This window comes from Streptomyces sp. NBC_01233, assembly GCF_035989305.1.
Lineage (GTDB): Bacteria > Actinomycetota > Actinomycetes > Streptomycetales > Streptomycetaceae > Streptomyces.
In genome coordinates, this window is the sequence record NZ_CP108514.1 from 8,635,650 (window position 1) to 8,655,894 (window position 20,245).

Genomic DNA, 20,245 nt, shown 5'->3' on the forward strand with positions numbered 1-20,245 from the left:
AGAGCCACCATGACAGCTGCCTCCCCACCGCAGGTGCTCCGCGCGCCCCTGGTCGTCGAGTTTCCGTTCACCCGGTCCCTCGGGCCCGTCCAGAGCGCCTTCCTCACGGGTCTGCGCGAAGGCGTCGTCCTCGGGGTGAGGACCGCCGACCGGAAGGTGATGGTCCCGCCCGTCGAGTACGACCCCGTCACCGCCGAGGAGATCCGCGAGCTCGTCGAGGTCGCCGCCACCGGCACCGTCACCACCTGGGCGTGGAACGACCGGCCCCGCCCCCACCAGCCCCTGGACACCCCCTTCGCCTGGGTGCTGGTCAAGCTCGACGGTGCGGACACCGCCCTCCTGCACGTCCTCGACGCGCCCGGTCCCGAGGCCGTGCACACCGGCATGCGGGTGCGCGTCCGCTGGGCCGCCGAGCGCACCGGGGCCATCACCGACATCGCCTGCTTCGAACCGTACGAGGGCCCGGCGGGCGGCGAGGCCGCCCCGCACGACGGGGACTTCGCCGGCGCCGTCACCGGCATCGTCGCGCAGGCCCGCCTGGACTACGTCTACAGCCCCGGCCGCGCCCAGACCGCGTACATCAACGCCCTCTCCGAGCAGAAGACGGTCGGCGAGCGCTGCCCCTCCTGCCAGAAGGTGTACGTACCTCCGCGCGGCGCCTGCCCCACCTGCGGCGTGGCCACCACCGACCAGGTGGAGGTCGGCCCCGCGGGCACGGTCACCACGTACTGCATCGTCAACATCAAGGCCAGGAACCTCGACATCGAGGTCCCGTACGTCTACGCACACATCGCCCTCGACGGCGCCGGCCTCGCCCTCCACGGCCGGATCGGCGGCATCCCGTACGACCAGGTGCGCATGGGCCTGCGGGTCGAGCCCGTGTGGACGGAGGGCGGCCGCTACCCCGACCACTACCGCCCCACCGGCGAGCCGGACGCGGACTACGACGCGTACAAGGAGCTCATCTGATGGCCCGATACGCCCGTGAGGTCGCGGTGGTCGCCTTCGCGCAGAGCGACCACCTGCGCCGCACCGACGAGCTCAGCGAAGTCGAGATGGTCATGCCGGTCCTGCACCAGGTGCTGGCCGCGACCGGCCTGAAGGCCGGGGAGATCGGCTTCACCTGCTCCGGCTCCAGCGACTACCTGGCCGGCCGCGCCTTCTCCTTCACCATGACCCTCGACGGGGTCGGCGCCTGGCCGCCGATCTCCGAGTCGCACGTGGAGATGGACGGCGCCTGGGCCCTCTACGAGGCCTGGGTCAAGATCCAGACCGGCGAGGCCGACACCGCGCTCGTCTACTCCTACGGAAAGTCCTCGCCCGGCTCGGTACGGGACGTCCTGACCCGGCAGCTCGACCCGTACTACGTGGCGCCCCTCTGGCCCGACTCGGTGGCCCTCGCCGCCCTCCAGGCCCAGGCCCTCATCGACGCGGGCGAGACCGACGAGCCCGCCCTGGCCGCCATCGGAGCGCGCAGCCGGGCCGCCGCCGAGACCAACCCGCACGCCCAGCTGAGCGGTTCGGTGCCCCAGGGCGACTACCAGGTCCGGCCGCTGCGCACCGGGGACTGCCCACCCATCGGAGACGGCGTGGCCGCCGTGATCCTGGCGGCCGGCGACCTGGCCCGGCAGCTGTGCGAACGCCCGGCCTGGATCACCGGCATCGATCACCGCATCGAGGCGCACAGCCTCGGCCTGCGCGACCTCACCGACTCCCCGTCCACCCGGATCGCCGCCGAACACGCGGGTGTCTTCGAGGCGCCGGTGGACACGGCGGAACTCCACGCACCGTTCTCCTCCCAGGAAGTGGTGCTCCGCAAGGCACTCGGGCTCGGGGACGGCGTGAGCGTCAACCCCTCCGGCGGGGCGCTCGCGGCCAACCCGGTCATGGCCGCAGGCCTGATCCGCATCGGGGAGGCGGCCGCCCGCATCCACCGCGGCGAGTCCGACCGGGCCGTCGCCCACGCCACCTCCGGCCCCTGCCTCCAGCAGAACCTGGTCGCCGTCCTGGAAGGGGACCGAGCATGAGCACAACCGGCAGGTCCGGCAAGGAGCCGGTCGCCGTCGTCGGCATCGGCCAGACCAAGCACGTGGCCGCCCGCCACGACGTGTCCATCGCCGGACTGGTCCGCGAGGCGGCGGCGCGCGCACTCGCCGACGCCGAGCTGACCTGGGCGGACATCGACGCCGTCGTCATCGGCAAGGCCCCCGACTTCTTCGAGGGGGTGATGATGCCGGAGCTGTACCTGGCGGACGCGCTCGGCGCGGTCGGCAAGCCGATGCTGCGCGTGCACACGGCCGGTTCGGTCGGCGGGTCCACCGCCCTGGTCGCCTCCAACCTCGTCGCGGCCCGCGTCCACCGGACCGTCCTCACCCTCGCCTTCGAGAAGCAGTCCGAGTCGAACGCCATGTGGGGGCTCTCCCTCCCCGTCCCCTTCCAACAGCCGCTGCTGGCGGGCGCGGGCGGGTTCTTCGCCCCGCACGTGCGCGCCTACATGCGGCGCACCGGCGCCCCCGACACCGTCGGCTCGCTGGTCGCCTACAAGGACCGGCGCAACGCCCTGAAGAACCCGTACGCACACCTCCACGAGCACGACATCACCCTGGAGAAGGTCCAGGCCTCGCCGATGCTGTGGGACCCGATCCGGTACTCCGAGACCTGCCCCTCCTCGGACGGCGCCTGCGCCATGGTCCTTACCGACCGGGCGGGCGCCGCCCGTTCACCGAAACCGCCCGCCTGGGTGCACGGCGGGGCGATGCGCAGCGAGCCGACCCTCTTCGCGGGCAAGGACTTCGTCTCGCCGCAGGCCGGCAAGGACTGCGCGGCCGACGTCTACCGCCAGGCGGGGATCACGGATCCGCGCCGGGAGATCGACGCGGTGGAGATGTACGTGCCGTTCTCCTGGTACGAGCCGATGTGGCTGGAGAACCTCGGGTTCGCGGCGGAGGGCGAGGGCTGGAAGCTCACCGAGGCGGGGGTCACGGAACTCGACGGGGACCTTCCGGTCAACCCCTCCGGCGGGGTCCTGTCCACCAACCCGATCGGCGCCTCCGGGATGATCCGCTTCGCGGAAGCAGCCCTCCAAGTCCGCGGCCAGGCCGGGGAACACCAGGTTCCGGGAGCCCGGCGGGCCCTGGGCCACGCGTACGGGGGCGGCGCGCAGTTCTTCGCGATGTGGCTGGTGGGGGCCGAGGAACCCACGCCCTGACGGCGGCCCCGGCCGGCGACGGAGGGGCCGGCCGGGGTACGGGACAGGCCACGGTGACTCACCGTGGCCTGTGCGCCACGCGCTGCGGTGGTTAACCTTGCCCCCGGACGACGTACCGGGAGGAGCACGCACGTGGCCGAGAGCATGACTTCGCAACCCCTCGCCGGCTGGGGCAAGCCGGACCTCGATCTCACCGAGGCGGACTGGCAGTCGAGCAGCCGGGGAGCGGGTGACGTCCAGATCGCCTTCGTGGAGGGCTTCATCGCGATGCGCAACAGCGAGCGCCCCGAGAGCCCTTCGCTGATCTTCACGCCTGACGAGTGGCACAAGTTCGTACTGAACGCCCGGGGTGGGGAGTTCGACCTGACGTAGACCGAGCCCGTATGCGCGGCACCACCGGGCGCGGAGCAGTCGGCCCGGTGGCCGCCCGCCGTCGCCGGCCCCTTGCCGTCCGCGGGGCGCCCCGGCGGGAGGGGGCCATGACGATCACCCGCAGAGGCGATGCCGCTGGTGCCGCCGCCCACTGGGTCCGCACCGCCCGAATCGGTCATATGGGGAAGATGGGTAGGGTGGCGGCATGAGTGGAGAGAACGATCTGCGCAAGCTCCTGAGCGGTATGCGGCCCGAGTTGAACGAGGGGCGGTACGTCTTCTGTACCGTCCCCGGGGGTACCGTGCCCGCCGGGACCGCCCCCGTCGCCACCGTTCTGGAGCGAGAGGGGCTCACCCTGGTCCTGCGGCAGGAGGACGCCGACGCCGCCGGTCTCGCCTACGACTACACCGCCGGCTGGATCACCCTGCGGATCCACTCCGCGCTCGACGCCGTCGGCCTCACCGCGGCCTTCGCCAACGAACTCGGCGCGCACGGCCTGAGCTGCAACGTCATCGCCGGCTACCACCACGACCACCTGTTCGTGGCCGCCGACCGGGCCGCCGAGGCCGTGGCCGTCCTGGAGGACCTCGCGGCACGTTCCGCACGGGACTGACACGTACCGGAACGACCCCGAAAGGCTTCCGAAAGGCCCCCTGAAAGGTCATCGGAAAAGAAGATCGGATTCTTTCCTCACTGTGGGATCCCCCGCCCTGTGCGCGGGCGTACGCTGATGCTCCGAACAGGCCTGGGGGGTACCAGCCATGACGGACCGCCGGACCCGCTTGCGGCGCACGATGGTCGAACGCGAGGCCGAACTCGCCACCGTCGACGAGGCCCTGGACCAGCTCACCGGTCCCGGGCCCGACGCCGGCGGCGCGCTGCTCGCCTTCTCCGGCCCGGCCGGCCTCGGCAAGACCACCCTGCTCGCCGAACTGCGCCGCCGCGCCCACGCCCGCTCCTGCACCGTCCTCGCCGCCCGCGGCGGGGAACAGGAGCAGAGCCAGCCCTTCCACGTCGCCCGCCAGCTGATCCAGCCCCAGCTGGCCGGCACCTCCGAGCAGGAACTGCGCGCGGCCCTCGGCGGCTGGTACTCCATCGTCGGACCGGCCCTCGGATTGTGCGCACCCGAACAGGGCGCCCCGCCCGACCCCCAGGGCCTGCGCGACGGACTCGACTGGGTCCTCACCCACCTCGTCGTCAAACGCGCCCCCGTCACCCTCGTCCTCGACGACGCCCACTGGGCCGACCCCGAGTCCCTCGGCTGGCTCGCCGCCTTCGCCCCGCGCGTCGAGCACCTCCCGCTGCTCCTCGTCGTCGCCTACCGCCCCGACGAACTGCCCGCGGACGCGGACGCCTTCCGTAGGCTGCCGGGCCGGGCGGGACAGCGCCCGCTTCCTCTCGCGCCGCTCACCCCGGCCGCCGTCGCCGCCCTGGTCCGCGAATGGATCGGAGACCACGCCGACGACGCCTTCTGCCAGGAAGCCTGGGCCGTCACCACCGGCAATCCCTTCGAGGCCGTCGAACTCGCCGCCAAGGTCCGCGACAAGGGCCTGCCCCCGGTCGAGGCGAACGCGCCGCTGCTGCGCGACCTCGCCGCCGCCCAGCGCGGCAGCGGCCTCGTCGCCCGCCTCGAGCGCCTCGGCTCCTCCACCGTCCGCTTCGCCTGGGCCTGCGCCGTCCTCGGCACCGCCATCCCGCAGGACCTCGCCGCCCGGGTCGCCGCCCTCGGCGCCGAGGAGGCCGTGGACGCCACCGGGCGGCTGCGCGACGCGCGCATCCTGTCCGCCGCGACGGAAGAGCCCGACGCGGGGCTGGAGTTCGTCCACCCGCTCATCGCCACCGGCATCTACCGCGCCATCCCCGACGCGCTCCGCGTCGCCCTGCACGGCAAGGCCGCCGCGGCCGTCGTCGACGCCGGACTCGGACCCTCCGCCGCAGCCCGCCACCTGCTGGAGACCCATCCCGAGAACGATCCCTGGGTGGTGCGCATCCTGCGCGAGGCCGCCGGCGAGAACCTCCGCGCCGGCGCTCCCGAGGCCGCCCGCCGCCAGCTCGCCCGCGCGCTGCGCGAGCCCCCGGACTTCGACGAGCGCGCGGCCGTCCTGTACGAACTCGGCTGCGCCTCCCTGCTCACCGAGCCCGCCAACACCGTCAACCACCTGCGGGCCGCCCTCGCCGAGCCCTTCGACGATCCGGCCCTGCGCCAGGGCATCGTCATCCGGCTCGCCCAGGTGCTCTCGCACAGCGACCGCCTCGCCGAGGCCTCGGAATCCCTGGCGCGGGAGATCCCGTACACCCAGGACGTCCGAGCCCGGCTGCGCCTGCAGTCCGAGCAGTTCATGTGGGACGCCTTCAACGCCGCGGAGACCGACTCCCCGGCCCGCTCGCGGCGCCTCGCCCGGCTCGCCGACCGGCTGGCCGGACGCGATCTCACCGAGCGGTACGTCATCGGGCTGCGCGCCTGGGACGCCTGCCTGCGGGGAGAGCCGGTGGACGTGGTGCTGCACCACGCGGGACGCGTGCTGGAGCGGCCCTTCAGCTGGGCCCACGAGGACCGCGGCTTTGAGGTCCCGGTCCTGGTCGCGATGGCCCACATGTACGCCGACCGGCCGGGACGGGCGGAGGAGCTGTTCGAGGCGGGCACCGCCGAGTTCGAACGGCAGGGCTGGCGCGGGGCGCACCTCTCGTTCGCGTACAGCCTGCGCGCCTACATCCTCTACCGGCGCGGGCGGCTCACCGGGGCAGAGGACCTGGCGCGGGCCGGGCTCCGGCTGGCCGAACGCGTGGGCCGGCGCACCCCCGTGCACTGGTACGCCATAGCCATCCTCCTCACGACGCTGCTCGCGCGGGGCCGGATCGACGAGGCCTGGGAGCTGGGACGCGAGCACGAGTACGGCAGGCCCTTCCCGGCGGCCGTGGTCTTCCCCGACTCCCAGACCGTCTACGCCGAACTGCTGCTGGCCCGCGGCCAGGTACGGGCGGCGGTCGCCGAACTGCAGGAGGTCGACCGGCGGCTGACCCCGCGCGGCATACAGAATCCGGCATGGTGCCCGTGGCAGCTGCACCTGGCCCGGGCCGTCGCGGCGGACGATCCGCACCGGGCGCGTGCCCTGGCCGGCGACGCCGTGCGGCGGGCCCGCGCCTTCGGCGCCCCTTCCGGCATCGGCCAGGCCCTGCGGGTGGCGGCCGAGGTCGCGGTGCCGCAGGACCGGGCCGCTCTGCTGGAGGAGGCGGTCACGCTGCTCGCGGAATCACCGGCGGGCTACGAACTGGCCCGCGCCCTGGCCGCGCTGGGCAGCGAGCTGCGGGACGTGGACCTGCTGGCGCGTGCCGTGGTGACGGCCCGCGCATGCGGGGCCGACGGGCTGGTGGCCCGGGCGACCGACACCCTGCTCGGGCTGGGCGGCACCCCGCCGTGCGAGGCGGACGGGAAGGACGGGGAAGACGGGCTCACGCAGGACGGGCTCACGGAAGAGGAGCTCCGGGCGGCGAGGCGGGCGGCGGGCAGGCCCGCCCCGGACGGCTCCGGCCGCCCCGGACAGGGCCCGGAATGGGCCCTGTCCGCGGCCTGCCGCAAGCTCGGTTCCGATGTCCCGGGCCTGCCGGCCGCCCTGGAGGCGTACGCGCCGTAGGCCTCCGGGATGCGCGTCAGTTCTTGGCGTACACGCCGAAGAGGTCGACGATCAGGTCGGCGGGCTCCCAGCCCCGGTTCCAGAAGTCGACGGTGTCGTTCTTGCCGGTGCTCGCCTGGACCAGGTTCGAGACGGTCTCGCCCTTCGTCCAGTTCAGGTTGGAGGAGTTCGGCGGGGTCGGCCGGATCGCCTTGCTCCGGCCGTACGCCTCCCGGGTGTTCGGGTCCGGGGCGACCGTGAGGTGGCCGCTGCCCTCCGTGTTGGTGACCGTGGTGTTCATCACCGCGCCCGCAAGCGTGACGTTGGGCTCGAACAGCGACTCCCACCAGTAGTCCTGGCCGCTCACCGGCAAGAAGTACTTCCGCGAGTCGTACAGGCGCTCCGGCGCGAGCGGCAGGTAGGCGGCCTTGCCGTCGGCGCTGTAGTAGCCGGTGACGTCCACGATCACGTCGGTCGGGCTCCAGGAGCCGTTCCGGATGTTGATCTTTCCGTCGGGGCCCACCGGCACGATCACCGAGTTGGCGACCGTCTGGCCGGCCGTGAAGTTCACGTTCGACGTGATCGGAGCCTGCTGCCCGCTCGGGAAGACGGTCAGGTGGCCGGAGTCCTTGGGCGCGGTGATCGTCACGTTGAGGGCGACGGCCGTGATGCCCGCGGCCGGCAGCCCGCCCTGGCCCGCGATCTGGACGCCGAAGGAGCCCTGCCCGGCGACCTGGCCCTTGGCGGTGCCCTTGCCGTCCCGGGTGTCGACGAGACGGACGGGGTCCAGCGGGGTGTATCCGCTGGAGGCGGAGCGGGCGAAGGAGCCCGTGACGTCCGCGATGAGGTTCACCGAGCCCGGGCTGCGGTTGACCGGTTCGACGTACCCGTCCGCGCCGACCGGCACGATCGCCAGGTTCGGAACGGACCGTCCCGCGGTGAAGTTCACGTTCGACGTGGCCGGCTGCTCGCTGCCGGACGCGTAGGCGGCGATGTGCCCGTCGGCGGCGGCGCCGGTGGCGGTGATGTCGAGGGCCACGGCGGTCACCCCGGCCGGGATGCCGCTGGTGCCGCCGACCTTCACCCGGGTCGTTCCGTAGGGGGCTACCGGCTGGGACGAAGAGGTACCGGTGCCGTCCCGGGTGTCCAGCAGCCGGGTGGGCGCGTGCGGGGTGAAGTCGGAGCCCGCCACGACGACGTCCACGCTGTTGGTGACGGACTCCTTGGTCCCCAGATCGGTCGCCGTGACCGTGATCTTGTGGGTGCCGACCTTGGCGTACGTGTGCTTGAAGCGCAGGAACCCGTCCGTGAGGGAGTGCTCGGGGTCCGACGTGTGACCGTCACCCCAGTCGACGTCCACCCGGAACACCTCGGTCTTCTCGCTCGAGACCCAGGTGGACAGGTCCATGGTGCGTGCGCCGGAGCCGGTGGTGACCAGTCCGACCGAGTGGTCCGCGGCCGCGGCCGGCGTGCCCGCGGCGGCCGGTGCGCTGGCAGGGGTCTTGCGGACGGACCGCTCGGGCGGGCTGCTGAAGGTGGCGGTCTTCGCCGCCGCCTCCACGGCTCCCGCGAGCTTCTTGCCCGCGTCCTGCGTGTGGTTCGCGGCCGGCTCGGCCGCGTGTGCCGCGCTCGGTACGACGAGACCGACGGCTGCCGCGACGACGGCGGCGGAGATCATGACACGGTGCCGGTACACCGGCCCCCCAGTGTTGTTGAACCTGTTCAGATGGTCATGATCAGATGACATGGCCGTCCGATTTCCATGGCAATGACTCGTACCGGCCGGTCTGCGTGTCGCGCCGGAGGTGTTCGCCCGGAGCGCAAGGCGGGAGACTCCGCCATCCGACGGGCAGGGTCAACCGTATGGATCACATCGACCGCATCTCCCACTTCCAGAGCGAGGCGTCGGCATTCGAGAAGGCCGTCCGCCACGCCTTCGACCGCGGCGAGCCGATGCCGCCCGTCGCCTCGTGCCCGGGCTGGACGGTCTCCGACCTCGTCGCCCATCTCGGGGGCGTGCACCGCTACCTGGCCCACGTCCTACGGGGACGGCTCGCGGCCCCGCCCGACCCTGCCGGCCTCGACCTCCCGCAGGTCCCCGCGGGCCCCGACGCGCTGACGGAATGGTTCGCGCAGGGCGCCCGGGAGCTGGCGGAGCTGTTCCACGAGCGGGGACCGGACACCCCGGTGTGGACCTGGTCGGCCGAGCAGACCTCGGGATTCTGGCTGCGGATGCAGCTGATCGAGTTGGCCGTCCACCGCTGGGACGCGCAATCCGCGACGGGGACCCCGGGCCCCCTCGACCCGGGCGTCGCGGCGGACGCCGTCACCCAGACCTTCGAGGTGATGGCTCCGGCCCGCCGTTCGTGGAAGGCGGCCCCCGCCGGTACGGGGGAGCGGTACCGCTTCCGGAGCACCGACGGACCGGAAACCTGGACGGTCGTCTTCGCGGCGGACCAGGTCCTGCTGGAGTGCGGCCCCGGCCTGGAGCCCGGCCCCACCGCCCCGGACGTCGAGGCCGCCGGGACGGCCTCGGACCTCGCCCTCTTCCTCTGGGGACGGCTGCCCGCCACCGCCCTGCGGGTCACGCGGGGCGACGCCGCCCTGCTCCCGCACTGGTTCACCCTGGTTCCCCCGGTCTGACCGGCCGGGCCTGCGGCGCCCGGCCCGGGCGGCACCGGGATACGGGCCCCCGGGCCGGAAAACTCGCGCGGCCACGTACCATGGCGGCATGTCCTTCCTCCGCCGCCACCGCGCCGCCACACCCGCCGGCCCGGACTTCGACGTCCTGGCCATGGACCCGGGGGACTGGCCGGGCAATCTCGGGGCCGGGCTGCTGCCCGCGCCCGACGGCAGCTGCCAGGGTGTCTTCCTCCGCTACGACCTGTTCGGCGGACGCGGCCCGGCGATGATCATCGGCAACCTCCCCGAGGGTTCCCCGGCACGGGACCTCTCCGACGGTGAGGTCCCCTTCGAGGTGGCCCAGCTCCTCGACGCCCTGGAGAACGACGAGGACGTCGAGGTCACCGGGGTCGAGGACTGCCCCGTCATGCAGGGCGACAACCTCCTCATCGTCCGGAAGGTCAAGCTGTCGGAGTCCCGCATCTCCTGCGTCCAGTTCGACCGCAGTGACAACGTGCTGGTGACCATCGCCAGCTGGGACCGCCCGATCACCGATGACCTCTACGCCCTCCTGAAGCCGCTCCCCGCCGAGCTCTTCCAGCAGGGCTAGGGCCGTCTCCTTCGCACCAACCCCTCCGCCGGGCCGTCACGCGTCCGCGATGTCGTTGGCCGCCACGTAGCCGAACGTCATCGCGGGCCCGATCGTCGACCCGGCACCCGCGTAGCTGTGGCCCATCACCGCCGCGCTCGCATTGCCCGCCGCGTACAGGCCCCGGATCACCGAGCCGTCCGCCCGCAGGGCCCGGGCCCGGGCGTCCGTCACGATGCCGCCCTTCGTCCCGAGGTCCCCGGGCACGATCTTGAACGCGTAGAACGGCGGGGCCCAGATCGGCGCCAGGCACGAGTTCGGATACACGTTCGGGTCCGTGTAGTAGTGGTCGTACGCGGTGTCGCCCCGGTGGAAGTCGGCGTCGGTCCCGCTCCACGCCTGCGCGTTGAACCGGTTGAGCGTCGCCCGCAGCGCGCCCGCCGGAACCCCGATCTGACCCGCCAGCGCGTCCCACGTCCACGCCTTCTTCGCCGCACCCGCCTGGTACCAGGCATCGGGGAAGACGAGCGTCGGCAGGATGTCCTTGAACAGGTACTTGTTGCGGTAGTTCTGATCCACGATCAGCCACGCCGGGATGTGCGAACCGGGGGCACCCCGGTCCTTCTCGTACATCACGTGCACCACATCGCTGTACGGCGCCGCCTCGTTGACGAACCGAGCGCCGTTCGCGTTGACGATCAGCCCGCCCGGCAGGGTCCGTTCGGCGAGGCAGAAGTACGGCTCCCCGGGCAGCGGGATCGACGGCCCCCACCAGGCGTCGTCCATCAGGGCCAGCGCGGCCCCGGCCCGCTGCCCCGCCCGGATCCCGTCGCCGGTGTTCTCCTTCGCGCCCACCGACCACTGGGTGCCGATCGGCTGCTGCTGGTACTGCGCCCGCATCGCCGCGTTGTGCTCGAAGCCGCCCGAGCCGACGACCACCCCGCGCCGGGCCCGTACGGTTCCCCTCACGCCCTCCTTCTCGACCACCACGCCGGTGACCGCACCGCCCTCCTGGACCAGGTCGACCAGCGGGCTGTTCAGCCACACCGGCACCCCGGCCCGCTGCAGTCCGGCGCGCAGCCCGGCCGCCAGGGCCTGTCCCATCGTCAGCGGCTTCTCCCCGCACAGCGCCGCCTTCGTACCGCGCGCCAGGCACTCGGTGGACACCGCGAGCCCCCTGGCGCTCACCGCCGCGAGGTTCAGCCACTTGTAGTCCTGGCTGAAGACCACCATCCCGGCCGGGACGGGCATGTACGCCGGGTTCAGGCGGGCCAGTTCGGCGCCGAGCACGTTGCCGTCGATCTGGTCCGGCTCGATGGACCGGCCGTTCGGCAGCCCGCCCGGCAGATCGGGGTAGTAGTCGCTGTACCCCTCCATGAAACGGAACTTGAGCGGGCTGTTGGCCATCACGAAGTCCAGCATCCGCGGACCGTTGGCGAGGAAGGCGGCCTGACGGTCGGCCGGCACCTCCGGCCCGACCACGGCAGCGAGGTACGTCGCCGCCTTCTGCGGGGTGTCCGGCACCCCCGCGCCCAGGATCACCGAATTGTTCGGCAGCCAGATGCCGGCCCCCGAACGGGCGGCCGATCCGCCGAAGGTGGGGGCCTTCTCGACGACCAGCACGCTCAGCCCCCGCCCGGCGGCGGTGAGCGCGGCGGTCATCCCGGCGGCCCCTGAACCGACCACGACGACGTCGAACTCGCCGAGCGGGGGGCCGTCCTGGGCGCCGGCGGCCCGGGCCGCGGCGGAGGGGAGCACGGTGGCGGCGAGCACCCCGGCGCCCGTACCGGCGAGGACCGTACGTCTCGACGGGCGGGTTCCGGGGGAGGTGCGTGAAGCGCTTGCGGACATGGGCAGGCTCCAGCGGTGTGGGGAGGGCGGGGATCGGCTCCAGCACGTCTGATGCTGAGTCAGAAAAGGTCTTCGGGGGATCATGTGATGTCAAGGCATCCGGCGCCCGAGCGCAGGATCGTGCGCTCAGCCCTCTGCCTGGATCCGGGCGTCCAGTTCCCTCACGTGCCGTTTGAGGGCCACGGTGCGGTAGCTCTCCTCCACCCACTCGCACAGCACCTGCACGGAGGGCGCCCCCTTCTCCGCCAGCGGGACGGACACCCACCCGGAGCGGCCCAGACCGTATCCGGTGGGCTCCGCTCCGGGCGAGGCCATTGCGTGCCCGTGCAGCGCCTCGTCCTTGAGCTTGACGGACAGGCCGGGCTGTCCTGGCCCGTCGGTGTTCCCCAGGAAGACGAAGATCTTCTTGTTCACCTTCATCACGCAGTCCTCGGGACCCCACGGATAATCCTCCACGACCTCAGGGAGACCGAGGGCGAACTCCCGCACCGCCTCCCACTTGCGCACTCCGGACTTCATCAGCGCCTCCCGTCGATCGTCTCCCCACGCTAACGGAGCCCGGCGGGACATCCGGGGCAAGCCGGCGCCGCGCGGGGCGGTGCAGCGCCCCGCGCCCGCCCCCGGTGCCTGCGCACCCGCGAACGAGCGAAGTCCCGTGGCGGTGGGGGCCACGGGACTTCGCGTACATGGGGTGCGGGAAGGCGTCAGCGCGTGCCGACCGCCGCGCGGACCGCCCTGCGCGCCATTCCGGCATCGTCGTGCAGGCGGCGGAGCAGCAGCCGCTGCTCCTCCCCGGAGGACAGTGATCCCGCCGGCAGCGGCTGGGTCGGGGCGGTCGCCAGCATCGAGCGCTGCACCGCCGTCTCGGACATCCGGATCTCCCGGGTCAGCACCAGCATGAGATTGACCAGGAAGGCGTCCCGCGCGGCCGGACCGGCCGACTGGGCGAGCCGGCTGATCTGGGCACGGGCGGCCGGGGCGTCGCCCAGCACCGCCCACAGCGTGGCCAGGTCGTAGCCCGGCAGGTACCAGCCCGCGTGCTCCCAGTCGAGCAGCACCGGACCGGCCGGGGACAGCAGCAGGTTCGACAGCAGCGCGTCACCGTGGTTGAACTGCAGCGCCGTGCCCGACAGCTTCACGCCGTGCAGCAGCTTCTGCAGGTCGCCGAGGTCCCGGTCGGTCAGCAGCCCCAACTCGTGGTCGCGGGCGATCCGCCGCGCGTAGTTCATCGGCGTTCCGAACAGCTCGGCCGGCGGCCGCCACTGGTTGACCCGGCACACCGCGCCCAGGGCCGCCCGCAGGTCCACCCGCGGCGGCGGCTCCACCGGGTGTCGCTGCAGGGCCGCGACCCGGCCCGCCATCCGCTCCACCACCAGCGTGCAGTTCTCGGGGTCGGCGGCGATCAGCCGCGGCACCCGGACCGGCGGGCGGTGCCGGACGAACGTCCGGTACGCCGCTATTTCGTGCCGGTACCGCTCGCGCCACTCCGGCGAGTGGTCCAGTAAGACCTTCGCGACGGCGGTCATCCGCCCGGTGGTCCCGACCAGGAGGACGGACCGTCCGCTGCGCCGCAGCACCTGAACCGGCGCGAATTCCGGACAGATCCGCTGCACCGAGGCGAGAGCGGTGCGCAGTTGCGCCCCCTGAGGTCCCGAGAGGTCGATTCTTCCGCTGACGGGGAGTGAGCCGGTACCCGGCATCCGCCGCGTCCGGACGGTGCCCTGCACCGGAGCCGACGGGCGGCCGGGTTCGAGGTAGGGGCCGCCGCCAGCCGGGAGCGTGCGGTGCGACCGGACCGGTGCGGACACGGAGGACGTTGCTGCGTACATGGTGATACGGATCCCTTCGTGCGCCGACGAGTTGCGTACGCCGCCCCGCCGGATCCCGTGCTTCACCCTGGGGAGTTCCGCCGGTGAACCGGGTCGGGGAGGCGCATTCCTACCTGACACCCGGCGCAAGGTGGCGAACCATCGGGCGTGCCCTGGCGAAGCCTGGCGAATAGTCGCTGGGCATCTGACGGCGGGCTACTGTCAACTCAGCCGAGAACCTGGGGGCTTGACGTGAGCAAAGGTCCAAACACCCGCTTGAACGACCTGTTCGGCCTGGCCGGCTGGTCGAAGGGCGAACTGGCGAGGATGGTCAATCGGCAGGCGGCGGCCATGGGCCACCCCCAGCTGGCCACCGACACCTCGCGGGTGCGGCGCTGGATCGACATGGGGGAGACCCCTCGCGAACCGGTGCCCACGGTACTGGCAGCACTGTTCACCGAGCGGCTCGGTCGTGTCGTGACCATCGAGGACCTCGGGTTCGTACGGCAGCGGCGCACCTCCAGACGGCAGCCGGAAGGGGCTCGTGAGAACCCCGACGGGATGCCGTGGGCGCCCGAACGCACAGCCGCGGTCCTCACCGAATTCACGGGAATGGACCTCATGCTCAACCGTCGCGGTCTGATGGGCGCGGGCGCCGTGCTCACCGCCGGCTCCGCCCTCAGCAACGCCATGTACGACTGGCTGCACACCGACCCCGCCCTCGCGAAGGAGGCGCGGCACTTCGGGGACGCCTTCCAGGCCGATCCCGCGGGATACGACCGCTACGAGGCGGCCCCGATCGGCTCCCAGGAGATCGAGGCCCTGGAGCGCTCCGTCGACGTGTTCCGCGCCTGGGACGCCTCCAGAGGGGGCGGTCTCCAGCGCAAGGCCGTCGTCGGCCAGCTCAACGAGGTGGGCGGGATGCTCGCCTACCACCACCCCGACCACCTCCAGCGGCGACTCTGGGGGGTGGCGGCCAATCTGGCCGTGCTCGCGGGCTGGATGTCCCACGACGTGGGCCTGGAGCCCACGGCGCAGAAGTACTTCGTCATCGCCGCGCACGCGGCCCGCGAGGGCGGCGACCGGCCGCGCGCAGGTGAGGCGCTGTCCCGCGCCGCCCGCCAGATGGTCCACCTGGGCAAGCCGAACGAGGCCCTGGACCTGATGAAGCTCGCCCAGTCGGGCTCGGGCGAGCAGACCCTGCCGCGCACCCGCGCCATGCTCCACACCATCGAGGCCTGGGCGCAGGCCGCCATGGGCAAGGGCCAGGCCATGCGCCGCACCCTGGGCGAGGCGGAGGAGCTGTTCGTCTCCGACAAGGGCGACGTGCCCCCGCCGAGCTGGATGCAGCACTTCGACGAGGCCGACCTGCACGGCATGCAGGCCCTCGCCTACCGCACCCTCGCCGACCACGACGCCACGGCGGCGCCGATCGCCGCGCGCCACGCCAGGGAGGCCTTGCGGCTGCGCGGCGAGGGCTACCAGCGCTCGCAGATCTTCGACTACATCTCCATGGCCTCGGCCTGCTTCATCGCCGACGAGCCCGAACAGGCCGACCGCTACGCGCGCCTGGCCCTGGTCTCGATGAACGAGACCTCCTCGCACCGGACCTGGGACCGGCTGCGCGAGATGTACCGGCTCACCGCCCAGTACTCCGGCTACCCGAGCATCGAGGACCTGCGCCAGGAGATCAAGCTGGCCCTCCCGGACAGCCCGGCGCCGCGCGCCACGGGGGTGTAGTCCTACGCCGGCCCCGCACGCCCCGTCCGCCGCGCGTGCCCGCACACCCTGTACGGAGACGAGAAAGGCCGCGCCTTCCGGCGCGGCCCTGCAGACCTGTGCTGTCCTGCATCTGTGCTGTCCTGAAGCGGTGCGGCCCCCGAACCCGTGTGGCGGCGAAGCCCGTTCGGGCGGCGCCCGCTACCCGCCCACCCGGGCCACGAGCACGCAGGCGTCGTCCTCCCGCTCGCTCTCGCCGAACTCCTCGATCACGATCCGCACGCAGTCCTGCGCCGACCGCGCCGCCGCGAACCGCGGCGCGAGCGCCAGGAGCCGCTCGGTCCCGTCGGCCCGGCTGAACTCGATGCTGCGCGGGGTCAGTCCGTCCGTGTGCAGCACCAGCAGGTCGCCCACTTCGAGCCGTTCCTCGGCCTGCCCGTACGAGGCTCCGGACGTCGCGCCCAGCAGGACGCCCTCCGGCGGCAGCAGGCCCCGGCCCGACCCGCGGCGGAACAGCAGCGGGGCCGGGTGGCCCGCCTGCGCCCAGGACAGCACCCGGCGCGCGGGATCGTAGCGGCAGCACACGGCCGAGCCGAGCGCCGGCTGCACGGAGGTCTCCAGGAGCTGGTTGAGCCAGCCCATCAGCGGGCCGGGCTCGATCCCCGCCATGGCCATCCCGCGCAGGGCGCCCAGCATCATCGCCATCCCGGAGGTGGCGGTCACTCCGTGCCCGGTCAGGTCACCGACCGTCAGCATCGAGCGTCCGTCGGGGAGTTCGAGCGCGTCGTACCAGTCGCCGCCGATCAGCGCGCTGGTCGCGGACGGCAGGTAGTGGGCGGCCACGTCCAGCGTGCCCGCGTTGCTGTGCGGGAACCGCAGGGAGCCGCGCCACGGGGGGAGCACGGCTTCCTGCAGCTCGACCGCCAGCCGGTGCTCGGTCTGCGCGATCTCCCGCTGGCGCTGCAGCGAGTCACGGGACTCGCGCACCGCACGCTGGCTCCGGCGCAGTTCACTCACGTCGCGCAGCACGGCCCACATGGAGGCCGTACAGCCCTCGGAGTCGAGTACCGGCTCGCCCCTCATGTGCAGCGTCCGGACGCGGCCGTCGGCCCGGACGATGCGGAACTCGCCGTCGATCGGTTTGCCGTCCACCAGGCAGGCGGTGACCCACGCGGTGAGCAGTGACTGGTCCTCGGAGAACAGGGCGGAGCCCAGTTCGTCGAGGGGGAGCGCGCCCGCTTCGGGCGAGCGCCCGAAGATCTGGAACAGCTCGTCGGACCAGCTGACTTCGTCCGTCAGCAGGTTCCACTCGGCGCTGCCGACGCGGGTGTGGGCCTCGGGCCCGGCCTCGGGGGCCCCCTGCGGGAGCCCGACGGTCTCGGGTACCGCCGGCAGGCCCTCTTTGAGCTGGCCGAGGTGCTCGCCGAGGTCGTCGAGGTGATGGACGGCGAGATCGCACAGTGCGCGCTGCCAGCGGCCCTGGGCGTCGTCGTCCACGACGGTGTCGCGGCGGACCGCGTCCACTTCTCCCCGCAGCCGCCGGGTCTGGGAGATCAGCGCGTCCACCGAACCCGGCTCTGGAGGCTGCGCGGGACGGTCCGCGAACAGGTGGGACGGCATGAGAACTCCGATACAGGCGCGGCACGGCCAAGTCTGAAGGAAGGACCGGTAACGACTGTTGCACAGGGCGCGACGGGGTGAAAGGCGTTTGGCAACATCCGCAACGTTCTTGCTTGTGGTATATGCCGCAGGCCTTCCGAGGTGTATTCCGTGTGCGAACGAATCCGGTCAACGGCCTTCGGCCGGGCGGGACCGGCACCAGCCGGTCGGAGCCGGAACACGGTGGCGCCGGCGGCCGGAAACGACCCCTCCGCCCGCCGCCGCTCGATCGTACGGCCGAGGTGTACGAGGGCGGCCCGCAGTCACACCCGTACCGGGCCCGGATCAACGCGGCCCACCGCGGTACCCCTGAACGGAGGACCCCCTGCCGGGTTTCGACCGGAGCCCGGGCTTCCCACCGCACCACCTGGTCGCTACCCTACGGGCCGGTAATGAACCGGGGGAGGTCCGTGCGGGCGGGCCCGCGCAGCGTGGGGACACTACGAACATGAGCGGGCACAGCCACGCTGCCGGGCGGGACCACGACACGGTTCGGGCCGGCGTCCAGGACGAGGCCGGGGTCCGAGACGATGCCGCGCCCCGGGACGGCGCCGCCGGGCAGGGCCGCCCCGCCGGGCAGAGCCGACGTTCCTTCCTCACCTACCTCGTGGCCGCGCCGACCCTCGCCCTCGTCACCCGCGCCGGCGCCGACGCGCTCGCCCCGCAGCCCGCCCACGCCGTGGTCCCGTCCCTGCCCGCCATCGCCGACGTGATCGACCTCGGTGACCTGTTCATCCTGGCCGGGGCGCCCACCGCCGCCCTGCTGGCGCTCGCCGTGGAGGCGGACGGGGGCATCCGCTTCCGGCTGCCGCGCGAGGAGGTCGGCCAGGGCCTCACCACCGCGGTCGCCATGCTCGTCGCCGAGGAACTCGACGCGCCCCTCGCCGACGTACGCGTGGAGTTGGACGACGCGCGGCCCGAGCTGCTCTTCAACCAGCTCACCGGATCCTCCAACTCGATCCGCTCCCTCTACGGGCCGGTCCGCCAGTGCGCGGCCACCGCCAGGGCCCGCCTCGTCGCGGCCGCCGCCCTGCGCTGGGGCCTCTCCGCGGCGTCACTGACCACCGCGAACGGCGCCGTCCGCGCCCCCGACGGCCGCACCGCCGACTACGGCTCCCTCGCCGCGGCCGCCGCCGACCCCGGCCTGGTCGTGCCGGGCGCCACTCCCAAGAAGACGGCGAAGCACACGCTCGTGGGCAGGCCCACCAGCCGGGTCGACGCCCGGGCCATGGTCACCGGCGCCCAGCAGTACACCCTCGACCTCGACGTGCCCGGCGCCAAGCCCTGCGTGGTACGCCGCCCGCCCACCCTCGGCGGCACCGTCCGCACCGTCACCAACCTCGCGGCCGTCCGGGCCATGCCCGGCGTCCTGCACGTGGTGACCGTCCCGACCGGGGTCGCCGTGGTCGCCGAGACCTTCGGGCAGGCCATCACCGCCAAGTCCGCCCTCCAGGTCACCTGGGGGCCCGGCCCCGCCGACCAGCTGTCCGACGCCCAGATCCGCGCCAAACTGCGCGCCGCCACCCCGCCGCTGCTGGTGCCGCCGCTGCTGACCCCGTACGTGGACGCCGAGTTCGACTTCGCCTTCGTCAGCCACGCCCCGATGGAGACCAACTCCGCCATCGCCGACGTCCGCGACGACCGCGCCGAGATCTGGTCCGGGCTCAAGTCCCCGATCGTGGCCCGCGAGACCATCGCCGCGGACCTCGGCCTGCCCCTGGACAAGGTGAAGGTGCACGTGGTCCAGGCCGGCGGCTCCTTCGGCCGGCGGCTCTTCTTCGACGCGGCCCTGGAGGCCGCCCGTGTCTCCAAGGCCTGCCGCCGCCCGGTCAGGCTGATGTGGACCCGCGTCGACGACACCCGGCACGGCCGGATGCGTCCCGCGACCCACCACAAGATCCGGGCCACCCACCTGCTGGGCGAGGTCCTCAGCTTCGAGCACCGGGTCGCCGCCGCCGAGACCGACTTCCGGCACGGGCTCGGCGAGATCATCACCGCCACCGCGGCGAGTCTGCCCCTGGGGATCGGCAACGCCACCCTCGCCCAGACCCTGTTCCTGACCACGGTGAAGTCCCCGTACCACTTCGGGCTCACCACCCAGGCGCTCACCGAGGTGCCCACCGGCATCCCCACCGGATCCTGGCGCTCGGTGTACTCCGCCAACACGCGCGGAGCCGAGGAGATCGTGGTCGACGAACTCGCCGCGCGGACGGGCCGGGACCCGTACCGCTTCCGCCGCACCTTCCTGAAGACCGACGCCCAGCGCGCCGTACTCGACAAGGCGGCCACGGAGGGGGAGTGGGGGCGGCCGATGGAGGCGGGCTGCGCGCAGGGCATCGCCTTCCACGAGGAGTACAAGTCCCGCACCGCGTGCCTCGTCGAGATCGACACCCGGGACCCGGAACACGTCCGCGTCACCAAGGCGGTCATCGCCGTGGACGTGGGCCTGCCGGTCAACCCGCGCGGGCTGGAGGCGCAGATGATCGGCGGTCTCACCGACGCCATCTCCACCACCCTGCGCGCCGGGCTGCACCTGGACAAGGGACTGCCGCTGGAAGGCAGTTACAGTCAGTTCCACTGGGCGCGGCAGCGGGACACCTCGCGTGACCTACGGGTCTTCGTGCTGCCGGCCACCGGTGAGGAGCCGGGCGGCGCCGGCGAGCTGGGAGTGCCCGCCGCGGTCGGCGCGATCGCCAACGCCTGGGCCCGGGCCACCGGTTCCAAGCCGCGCAGCTTCCCCCTCGACTTCGACGTCGACTTCACCCCTTACCCCCGTTGACCCCCACCCCCCTCGCCGCCGGATCCA

General features: G+C 72.9%; 15 protein-coding genes. 10 read left to right on the forward strand and 5 right to left on the reverse strand.

Annotated features, from left to right (window positions below):
* Positions 1 to 9: 9 nt before the first annotated feature.
* The 6 genes from OG332_RS40295 to OG332_RS40320 all read left to right on the forward strand — a co-directional run bounded on the left by OG332_RS40295 (position 10) and on the right by OG332_RS40320 (position 7,212).
* Positions 10 to 969 carry a Zn-ribbon domain-containing OB-fold protein gene (locus OG332_RS40295; RefSeq protein WP_327418093.1) on the forward strand — a complete coding sequence of 320 codons (960 nt, stop codon included), beginning with the start codon at positions 10 to 12 and terminating at the stop codon, positions 967 to 969.
* Positions 969 to 2,027 carry a thiolase domain-containing protein gene (locus OG332_RS40300; RefSeq protein ID WP_327418094.1) on the forward strand — a complete coding sequence of 353 codons (1,059 nt, stop codon included), beginning with the start codon at positions 969 to 971 and terminating at the stop codon, positions 2,025 to 2,027. Before OG332_RS40295 ends, OG332_RS40300 begins: the two co-directional genes overlap by 1 nt.
* A complete protein-coding gene (locus OG332_RS40305) occupies positions 2,024 to 3,208 on the forward strand; it encodes a thiolase domain-containing protein (RefSeq protein WP_327418095.1) in 1,185 nt (394 codons plus the stop codon). Before OG332_RS40300 ends, OG332_RS40305 begins: the two co-directional genes overlap by 4 nt.
* Before the next feature lie 144 nt (positions 3,209 to 3,352).
* Positions 3,353 to 3,580, forward strand: coding sequence for a DUF397 domain-containing protein (locus OG332_RS40310; RefSeq protein WP_374778183.1), 228 nt, complete (start codon positions 3,353 to 3,355; stop codon positions 3,578 to 3,580).
* Positions 3,581 to 3,785: 205 nt separating this feature from the next.
* On the forward strand, positions 3,786 to 4,193 hold the full coding sequence (locus tag OG332_RS40315) for an ACT domain-containing protein (RefSeq protein WP_327418096.1): 408 nt from the start codon (positions 3,786 to 3,788) through the stop codon (positions 4,191 to 4,193).
* Between the two features lie 148 nt (positions 4,194 to 4,341).
* Positions 4,342 to 7,212, forward strand: a complete 2,871-nt coding sequence (locus OG332_RS40320) for an ATP-binding protein (RefSeq protein WP_327418097.1) — start codon at positions 4,342 to 4,344, stop codon at positions 7,210 to 7,212.
* A 16-nt stretch (positions 7,213 to 7,228) separates the two neighbouring features.
* Here the strand turns inward: OG332_RS40320 and OG332_RS40325 are convergent, their stop codons facing one another.
* Positions 7,229 to 8,938, reverse strand: a complete 1,710-nt coding sequence (locus OG332_RS40325; protein WP_327418098.1) for a hypothetical protein — start codon at positions 8,936 to 8,938, stop codon at positions 7,229 to 7,231.
* Positions 8,939 to 9,054: 116 nt separating this feature from the next.
* On the opposite strand from OG332_RS40325, the gene OG332_RS40330 reads away from it, so the two are divergent.
* Positions 9,055 to 9,834, forward strand: coding sequence for a maleylpyruvate isomerase family mycothiol-dependent enzyme (locus OG332_RS40330; protein ID WP_327418099.1), 780 nt, complete (start codon positions 9,055 to 9,057; stop codon positions 9,832 to 9,834).
* 88 nt (positions 9,835 to 9,922) lie between these two features.
* Positions 9,923 to 10,423, forward strand: coding sequence for a hypothetical protein (locus OG332_RS40335; RefSeq protein ID WP_319723853.1), 501 nt, complete (start codon positions 9,923 to 9,925; stop codon positions 10,421 to 10,423).
* A gap of 36 nt (positions 10,424 to 10,459) precedes the next feature.
* Here OG332_RS40335 and kstD read toward each other — a convergent pair whose 3' ends face one another.
* From kstD to OG332_RS40350, 3 genes are all read right to left on the reverse strand, one after another.
* Positions 10,460 to 12,253, reverse strand: coding sequence for a 3-oxosteroid 1-dehydrogenase (gene kstD, locus OG332_RS40340; protein WP_327418100.1), 1,794 nt, complete (start codon positions 12,251 to 12,253; stop codon positions 10,460 to 10,462).
* A gap of 126 nt (positions 12,254 to 12,379) precedes the next feature.
* Complete coding sequence (locus OG332_RS40345) at positions 12,380 to 12,772, reverse strand: MmcQ/YjbR family DNA-binding protein (protein WP_327418101.1); 393 nt, start codon at positions 12,770 to 12,772, stop codon at positions 12,380 to 12,382.
* Between the two features lie 185 nt (positions 12,773 to 12,957).
* On the reverse strand, positions 12,958 to 14,082 hold the full coding sequence (locus OG332_RS40350) for an aminoglycoside phosphotransferase family protein (RefSeq protein WP_327418102.1): 1,125 nt from the start codon (positions 14,080 to 14,082) through the stop codon (positions 12,958 to 12,960).
* A gap of 231 nt (positions 14,083 to 14,313) precedes the next feature.
* Here OG332_RS40350 and OG332_RS40355 point away from each other — a divergent pair, with 231 nt between their 5' ends.
* Positions 14,314 to 15,801: a DNA-binding protein NsdB gene (locus OG332_RS40355; protein ID WP_327418103.1), complete on the forward strand. Its 1,488-nt coding sequence runs from the start codon at positions 14,314 to 14,316 to the stop codon at positions 15,799 to 15,801.
* A gap of 180 nt (positions 15,802 to 15,981) precedes the next feature.
* Here OG332_RS40355 and OG332_RS40360 read toward each other — a convergent pair whose 3' ends face one another.
* Positions 15,982 to 17,400 (reverse strand): PP2C family protein-serine/threonine phosphatase, encoded by a 1,419-nt coding sequence (locus OG332_RS40360; RefSeq protein ID WP_327418104.1) that lies wholly within the window; start codon positions 17,398 to 17,400, stop codon positions 15,982 to 15,984.
* Between the two features lie 487 nt (positions 17,401 to 17,887).
* Here OG332_RS40360 and OG332_RS40365 point away from each other — a divergent pair, with 487 nt between their 5' ends.
* A complete protein-coding gene (locus OG332_RS40365; RefSeq protein ID WP_327418105.1) occupies positions 17,888 to 20,218 on the forward strand; it encodes a xanthine dehydrogenase family protein molybdopterin-binding subunit in 2,331 nt (776 codons plus the stop codon).
* The last annotated feature ends 27 nt before the right edge of the window (positions 20,219 to 20,245 follow it).

Excerpts from the sequence above, each read along its gene's own strand:
- OG332_RS40295 (WP_327418093.1), top strand. The coding sequence starts at position 10 with ATGACAGCTGCCTCCCCACCGCAGGTGCTCCGCGCGCCCCTGGTCGTC.
- OG332_RS40300 (WP_327418094.1), top strand. The coding sequence starts at position 969 with ATGGCCCGATACGCCCGTGAGGTCGCGGTGGTCGCCTTCGCGCAGAGC.
- OG332_RS40305 (WP_327418095.1), top strand. The coding sequence starts at position 2,024 with ATGAGCACAACCGGCAGGTCCGGCAAGGAGCCGGTCGCCGTCGTCGGC.
- OG332_RS40310 (WP_374778183.1), top strand. The coding sequence starts at position 3,353 with ATGACTTCGCAACCCCTCGCCGGCTGGGGCAAGCCGGACCTCGATCTC.
- OG332_RS40315 (WP_327418096.1), top strand. The coding sequence starts at position 3,786 with ATGAGTGGAGAGAACGATCTGCGCAAGCTCCTGAGCGGTATGCGGCCC.
- OG332_RS40320 (WP_327418097.1), top strand. The coding sequence starts at position 4,342 with ATGACGGACCGCCGGACCCGCTTGCGGCGCACGATGGTCGAACGCGAG.
- OG332_RS40325 (WP_327418098.1), bottom strand. The coding sequence starts at position 8,938 with ATGTCATCTGATCATGACCATCTGAACAGGTTCAACAACACTGGGGGG.
- OG332_RS40330 (WP_327418099.1), top strand. The coding sequence starts at position 9,055 with ATGGATCACATCGACCGCATCTCCCACTTCCAGAGCGAGGCGTCGGCA.
- OG332_RS40335 (WP_319723853.1), top strand. The coding sequence starts at position 9,923 with ATGTCCTTCCTCCGCCGCCACCGCGCCGCCACACCCGCCGGCCCGGAC.
- kstD (WP_327418100.1), bottom strand. The coding sequence starts at position 12,253 with ATGTCCGCAAGCGCTTCACGCACCTCCCCCGGAACCCGCCCGTCGAGA.
- OG332_RS40345 (WP_327418101.1), bottom strand. The coding sequence starts at position 12,772 with ATGAAGTCCGGAGTGCGCAAGTGGGAGGCGGTGCGGGAGTTCGCCCTC.
- OG332_RS40350 (WP_327418102.1), bottom strand. The coding sequence starts at position 14,082 with ATGTACGCAGCAACGTCCTCCGTGTCCGCACCGGTCCGGTCGCACCGC.
- OG332_RS40360 (WP_327418104.1), bottom strand. The coding sequence starts at position 17,400 with ATGCCGTCCCACCTGTTCGCGGACCGTCCCGCGCAGCCTCCAGAGCCG.
- OG332_RS40365 (WP_327418105.1), top strand. The coding sequence starts at position 17,888 with ATGAGCGGGCACAGCCACGCTGCCGGGCGGGACCACGACACGGTTCGG.